Origin of the sequence: Curvivirga aplysinae, from assembly GCF_009711445.1 — a bacterium.
GTDB classification, from domain to species: Bacteria; Pseudomonadota; Alphaproteobacteria; order UBA8366; family Aestuariispiraceae; genus Curvivirga; species Curvivirga aplysinae.
The window spans coordinates 46,279-52,749 of sequence record NZ_SMMC01000207.1; the positions used below are offsets into that span (position 1 = coordinate 46,279).

The following is a 6,471-nucleotide window of genomic DNA, read 5'->3' on the forward strand; positions in this document are numbered from 1 at the left end:
TAATACTTAATATAACGACTAAGGGAGATAACCATGTTTAAAAAAGTTTCATTGACAGTTGCCGCAGCGGCAATCGCATTGACAGCTGGCATGGCAAATGCTGCAGACAAAGTACGTATCGGTGTGGAAGGCGCTTACCCTCCATTCTCCGAAAAAACACCTTCTGGTGAGCTTATCGGTTTCGATATCGATATTGCAAACGCACTTTGCGCAGAAATGAAAGTTGAATGCGAATTGGTTGAACAAGATTGGGACGGTATGATCCCTGGTCTTTTGGCTTCCAAATATGATGGCATCATTGCTTCTATGTCCATCACACCAGAGCGTAAAAAGAAAATTGACTTCTCTGAGAAATATTACAACACACCTGCGAAACTAGCTTCAAAAGCTGGTATGTTTGCTGACGATAAGCCAGCAACATTGGCTGGCAAAGTAATCGGTGTTCAATCTGCAACAATCCACGCGGATTATGCAAAAGCGACATTCAAAGATTCCGAAATCCGCGAATATGGTACACAAGAAGAAGTTTATCTTGATCTAACAGCAGGTCGCTTGGATGCCATCATGGCTGACTCTATTGCGATTGACGATGGCTTCTTGAAAACAGATGCAGGCCAAGGCTATGCATTCTTCGGTCAAGATCACACAGACGTACAATATTTCGGTGAAGGTGCTGGTGTTGGTGTACGCCAAGAAGACACTGAATTGCGTGATGCTTTCTCTAAAGCAATTAAAGCAATCCGTGCAAATGGCAAATACAAAGAAATCAACGATAAATACTTCGACTTTGACATCTATGGTGGCTAATTCGTAAGTAAGATATCAGGGGCGGAATGTTAATTATTTCGCCCCGTTTCTTTCTCCTCATTATCCTTAACTATCACTTGATCAGGCTTTTTCATGGAACATATTTGGGAATTTCGGGTTCTTTTATTGCAAGGCATCGGCTGGACCGTTCTTGTATCCATTTGCTCATTAATTATTTCTGTGATTTTTGGATTATTTGGTGCTTGGGGCAAATTAGGAAAGCATCCACTCGCGAATAAAGTTACAAATGGATACACAACTATTGTACGTGGCATCCCTGATCTCGTTTTGATGTTGCTGCTCTTTTATGGTGGGCAACAACTTCTAAACGATATTGGTAAACAAACAGGTCTTTGGAAATATGTTGAAATCAACCAATTTGCAGCGGCTGTAATGACCATTGGTTTCATTTTCGGCGCCTATATGACTGAAACATTTCGTGGGGCTATTTTGGCAATTCCACATGGACAGATTGAAGCTGGTATTGCATGTGGTATGTCTAAAGGGCAAATTTTCAGACGTATCATCTGGCCACAAATGGTACGCTATGCATTACCAAGTTTTACAAATAATTGGCTCGTCCTAATGAAGACAACTGCCTTAGCATCAGTTCTTGGCTTACAGGAACTTACATATGTAGCAAGATCGGTAGGGGCAAAATATCGTGAACAGTTTACATTCTTATTTTTCGCTCTCATCGTATATCTGATTTTTACGGCAATCTCGGAATATGGCCTGCGGCGCCTTGATAAGAAATATAATGTTGGTGTACGGAGGGCTTAATCATGGAAGAATTAGCATGGTTAAACTGGGGTTTTATTGATTGGAACCTACCTATCAAACACTATGATTTATTCATTCAAGGTGTCGGTAACACATTAGCACTAACCGCATTATCAATTGCCATTGGCTGGGTTTTCTCTGTGCCATTTGCATTTGCACGGGCTAATCGTCATCCAATTTTTAATATTCCAGTATGGGCATTTACATATTTATTTCGCGGTACACCTTTGTTGATTCAAACCTTTCTCATTTATTATGGTTTGGCACAGTTTGAATTTGTCCGTGAAAGTTTTATGTGGCCTATTCTTCGTGAACCTTGGTGGTGTGCTTTAATCGCTTTCTCTTTGAATAGCTGTGCGTATCAAACTGAAATCCTGCGTGGGTCTATCGAAGCAACACCATTTGGTGAGGTGGAAGCCGCAATCGCATCAGGCATGTCCCCATTAATGCGTCTACGTCGTATTATCCTGCCAAGTAGTTTGCGTCGCGCCTTACCGATGTATTCCAATGAGATCATCTTTATGCTTCACGGCAGTGTAATTGCCAGCACAATCACCATCGTGGATATCCTAAAAGCGGGTCGTATCATCAACGGGCAATATTATGTTGCCTATGAAGGATTTATTTCCGCCGCAATCCTTTACATGATTTTGGTTTTCTTTATTGCCAAATTCTTGAAATGGGTCGAAGGCCATTGGCACGCGCATTTAAAACCACGCAAAGCTTAAAGTTTCGCAAAGCTTACTTTTGAAATTCCTTGGATTGAATCAGATGGTCAATTAAACATCTGGTTCGAGATGGCAATTGCCGCCTAGAAGGATACACAATATAAAATTCTAATGGGGCACCTTGTAATTCTGGAAATAGAGGTACTAGTTGCCCTTCAACCAATGCAGTTTGCATTGTCGAAGGTAGAACAGCCGTTATACCTATCCCTTCCAAAACCATCTGTTGCATCATCAATGGCGAATTGCAGCTGTAATAGGATTTTGGCCTTATTTGAACTTGCTTCCCTTCTTTGTAGAATCGCTGAACACCATCTGATGAGGATATATCCAAAGATATCCAACTATGTTGTTCCAGTTCTTCTATATTTTTCGGCGTCCCATTTCTTTCAAGATAATCTGGCGACGCCACAATTTGAAAATGATCTCGATACAAAACACGTGCGATCAGACGATCATCTTTTGGAACGCCAACACGGATCGCTAGGTCTATACCTTCAGCAATCAAATCTGTTCTTTCATCTTCTAACCTAACATCCACAAAAACTTCCGGATATTGAGTTTGAAAACTTTTCAAACATGGCAATAATTTATTAATACCAACATCATTGGTTGTTGTAATGGAAACACGCCCCTTAGGAATAGATTGATCTGCCAAGGAATCTGTATCGACCAGGATATCTTGTAAATCACGTGCCCTTTCATAGATAACCTTACCATCCTCAGTAACTGACAATTGACGGGTCGATCGATGAAACAATCGAATGCCGAGCATTTCTTCTAGTTGGGTTATCTGTTCGCTAATTCTGGAGCGGCTAGAATGTAATTGTCGCGCAGCTGCCGCGAAGCTTCCTTGTTCCACAACAATTGCAAATATTGCCAGTAGTTTTAGACGATTTAAATTCATTGTACTCAAAATCCGAACTATAATTTCTAAAATTACCTACTACCGATAACAAAATCAATCGCCCATATTCCCTTTGATAAATCCAACATATCATTCAAAGGAAACAAAAATGATTGCTGTTACAGGTGCTTCCGGCCAACTAGGTCGATTAGTTATTGAATCTCTGCTGTCTAAAACAAGCAGTGAGAATATTGTCGCTTTAGTAAGAGAGCCAAATTCCATCCCCGAATTTGTCGCAAAAGGTATTGAGATTCGTCAAGCGGATTACAATGATCCTGCATCATTGGTGAAAGCCTTAAAAGGTATCGATAAGGTATTACTTATTTCTTCCAACGCAGTTGGACAGCGTACATCTCAACATAAAGCCGTCATTGATGCCGCGGTTCAAACAGGTGTAAATTTTTTGGCCTATACCAGCTTATTAAAAGCTGACACATCCCCGATTTTTTTGGCCAAAGAGCATAAAGAGACTGAAACTTTGATCAAAGAGTCGGGATTGAACTATAGCTTTTTGCGCAATGGTTGGTATACGGAAAACTATACTATGGGCATTGCCCAGGCCATAGAAGATAAAGCTGTCTATAACTGTGCTGGCCAAGGTCGCCTCACAACAGCGCCACGTGCAGAATATGCAGAAGCTGCAGCTGTCATATTAACAGATGAAACAGATCAACATCTAAATCAAACTTATGAGTTAGGTGGGGACACACCTTATGATTTAAGTAATTTTGCCGATGAAATCGCTAAATCAGCCGGAACCGATATATCCTATATTAATCTTAAAGAAGACGATTTTAAATCAGCACTTATCGAGGCGGGTGTACCTGAGGGTTTTGCCGGCGCTTTAGCGGATGCGGGCATAGGGATTGCGGATGGCTGGTTAGTGGATGAAAAGCAAGACCCTTTCAAAAATTATCGGGCGTACAACGACACCTATGAAACAATCTGTTTTGGAAGCGGTTCAAGCTTTATAGAAAATTTTGAAGCAAAAAGGCAGGAAATACTTCCTGCCTTTTTTTATTTCATTCTATGAATTAACCTTTAACTAGAAGGTTAATCATCCTCTGTTCTGTCTTCTCTGATATGTGCAATAAACTTTTCAGTTTCCGCCGCCAGTAACTCACTGTTACGTGACAATTCATGAGCCGATGCCTGCAATTCTTCTGTCGCTGAACCAGTACCAGCTGCATCCGCAGATACAGCATCGATATCTGTAACAACCGATTGAACTAATGACATAGCCGCCTTAGCAGAAGATGCAACTGTTTGCGTGTCACCTGCTTGATGTTCAACAGTTGAGGCAATTTGCCCCATGGTTGCGTTCACTTGTTCAACGGCACCCGTAATTTGGTCCACAGCCGATGTTGAACTGCTAATTTCAGATAACATTTGACCAACCTGAGACGAAATTTCCTCTGTTGCATTCTGTGTTTGAGAGGCCAAAGATTTTACTTCATTGGCAACAACCGCAAATCCCTTGCCCGCATCGCCTGCGCGTGCGGCCTCAATGGTCGCGTTCAAGGCCAATAGATTTGTCTGATCCGCAATATCCGCAATCAATGACACAATATCATTAATCTTGGCGCTTGATGCATTCAAGGCTGCCACTTTCTCAGACGCTTCGGCTGCATGTTCAGAAGCCTGTGTAGTCAATTGACTTGCTTCGGCGACTGTCGTTGAGATGTCATTTACGGAACGGTTCACTTCCTCAACTGAGTCAGAAACCGTAGACATGTCATTACCCGCACTATGGGCGGCATCACGCACACCACTTGATTTTGTTGCTGTACGATTGGCAACCTCACTGACTTCTTTCGCAGTTGAAGAAAGTTGTGTTGATGAGGCGCTCAAGGCCGCAATGACGCCCCCCACGGTTTCTTCAAACTGGTCGGCTAAACTCATAATCTGTCTACGTTGATCTTCGCGCGTTTTAATTCGGAATTCTTGCTGTTCTTTACGATAAGCTTCGGCTGCGCGGCTTTCCTGTTTAAATTTATAGGTTGCCCGTGCCATATCCGCCATTTCGCCTTTGCCTTCGATATTTGGAACAAAGGTATCAAAATCCCCATCAGCGAGTTTGATCAGGGCATCGCGGATTTTATAGAGCGGCTTTACAACTTGGAACATAACAACATAGGCAACAAAGCTCACGCCAATTATAGAAATGAGTGCCACGCTTACGTCAATGATCAACCAAATCAACGCGCCTTGAAGGCCTTTTTCAATTTTGCCGATAATATCACCTTTTGCAACGGTCTGTGCGTCCAATAGCGACTTAATACCTTCTGTTGCAGAAGCAAACCATTCCGCTGAAGCAACTGGATAAGGCTCACCATATTGTCCGGCTTTAATTACTTTATCACGCAAAGATGAGAAGCTACCAAAATAAACATTTTCAATCGTTTTAACCTGTTTTCTAAATTCCGGGCTTAATTCATTTTCCAGATCTTTAACAACAGACCATCCCGCCTCCACTTCACCGCGATAGCGTCCAAGTAAAGACACTTGTTCCGGCGCAAAAGCTTTATTTGCCCCAATTAGACCTGCAACCAATCCACGTTCGCGACCCGAAAACTCACTGGCAATCCATAGGTTATGACGTATCGAAAAGGCAATCGCCACATGAGAAGGCACATTATCACCGAGTAGAGATTCCCCATGCAATCTGAGTTTTTGGGAAATGACAATCAAATCAGTAATTTCTTTAAAGAATTTGGTTCTTAATTCTTTCTGGTCTTGATCAGATTTAGACGCTAAGGCTCTATCCACGTCCTTCCGCAGAGACTGAACAACTTTCAGCTGCTTCTGAACTTTGATGATGTCATTATGGACCAGTTCATTTTCAAGTTCCTTAATCTCATCAACGGCCTTCAAAAATGCGGCATCAGCAATCTTTCGGCGTTCTTTAATAGTCGAGAGTTGCTTGCTAGAAGCTTTTGACGGGTTCCCCAATGTACCTGCTGATGTCCCCCGTTCAACAGCCCATGATCCCGCACTAACAAGCAACTGGTTAGACGCTTCGTTAATATGTAAGGCATCCAAATCTTCTATATAAGATTGGGAAACTTTAACCGTGTCCGTTACCGCCAACGCGAATAACAAACCGCCCAATAATAAAATGGAAATGAGAAGTTTATTCTGAATAGACATGCTTTCCCCTTTTTATGGAATTCTCTCCAAATGTTAAGTTTCGAGCCCCCGGAAAAAGCTAGCCGAAACCCCCATAGCTTTTCCCTATCTTAATTAAAT

6 protein-coding genes are annotated in these 6,471 nt (G+C 42.0%); 4 read left to right on the forward strand and 2 right to left on the reverse strand.

Going from position 1 to position 6,471, the window contains the following annotated elements; all coding sequences use genetic code 11:
- Positions 1-33 precede the first annotated feature (33 nt).
- The 3 genes from E1160_RS14350 (at position 34) to E1160_RS14360 (ending at position 2,318) form a co-directional block, all read left to right on the forward strand.
- The gene (locus tag E1160_RS14350; RefSeq protein ID WP_155156369.1) at positions 34-807 is read left to right on the forward strand and encodes an ABC transporter substrate-binding protein; all 774 of its coding nucleotides are present in this window, start codon (positions 34-36) and stop codon (positions 805-807) included.
- Positions 808-900: 93 nt separating this feature from the next.
- Positions 901-1,590 (forward strand): ABC transporter permease, encoded by a 690-nt coding sequence (locus E1160_RS14355; protein WP_155156371.1) that lies wholly within the window; start codon positions 901-903, stop codon positions 1,588-1,590.
- A gap of 2 nt (positions 1,591-1,592) precedes the next feature.
- Entirely contained in the window at positions 1,593-2,318 is a 726-nt protein-coding gene (locus E1160_RS14360; RefSeq protein WP_155156373.1) for an ABC transporter permease, read from the forward strand.
- A 13-nt stretch (positions 2,319-2,331) separates the two neighbouring features.
- Here E1160_RS14360 and E1160_RS14365 read toward each other — a convergent pair whose 3' ends face one another.
- Positions 2,332-3,222 carry a LysR family transcriptional regulator gene (locus E1160_RS14365; RefSeq protein WP_155156375.1) on the reverse strand — a complete coding sequence of 297 codons (891 nt, stop codon included), beginning with the start codon at positions 3,220-3,222 and terminating at the stop codon, positions 2,332-2,334.
- Between the two features lie 109 nt (positions 3,223-3,331).
- Between E1160_RS14365 and E1160_RS14370 the strand changes: the two genes are divergently transcribed.
- Positions 3,332-4,255: an SDR family oxidoreductase gene (locus E1160_RS14370; RefSeq protein WP_218048922.1), complete on the forward strand. Its 924-nt coding sequence runs from the start codon at positions 3,332-3,334 to the stop codon at positions 4,253-4,255.
- Between the two features lie 20 nt (positions 4,256-4,275).
- Here the strand turns inward: E1160_RS14370 and E1160_RS14375 are convergent, their stop codons facing one another.
- Positions 4,276-6,372, reverse strand: a complete 2,097-nt coding sequence (locus E1160_RS14375) for a methyl-accepting chemotaxis protein (protein WP_155156377.1) — start codon at positions 6,370-6,372, stop codon at positions 4,276-4,278.
- Between the last annotated feature and the right edge of the window lie 99 nt (positions 6,373-6,471).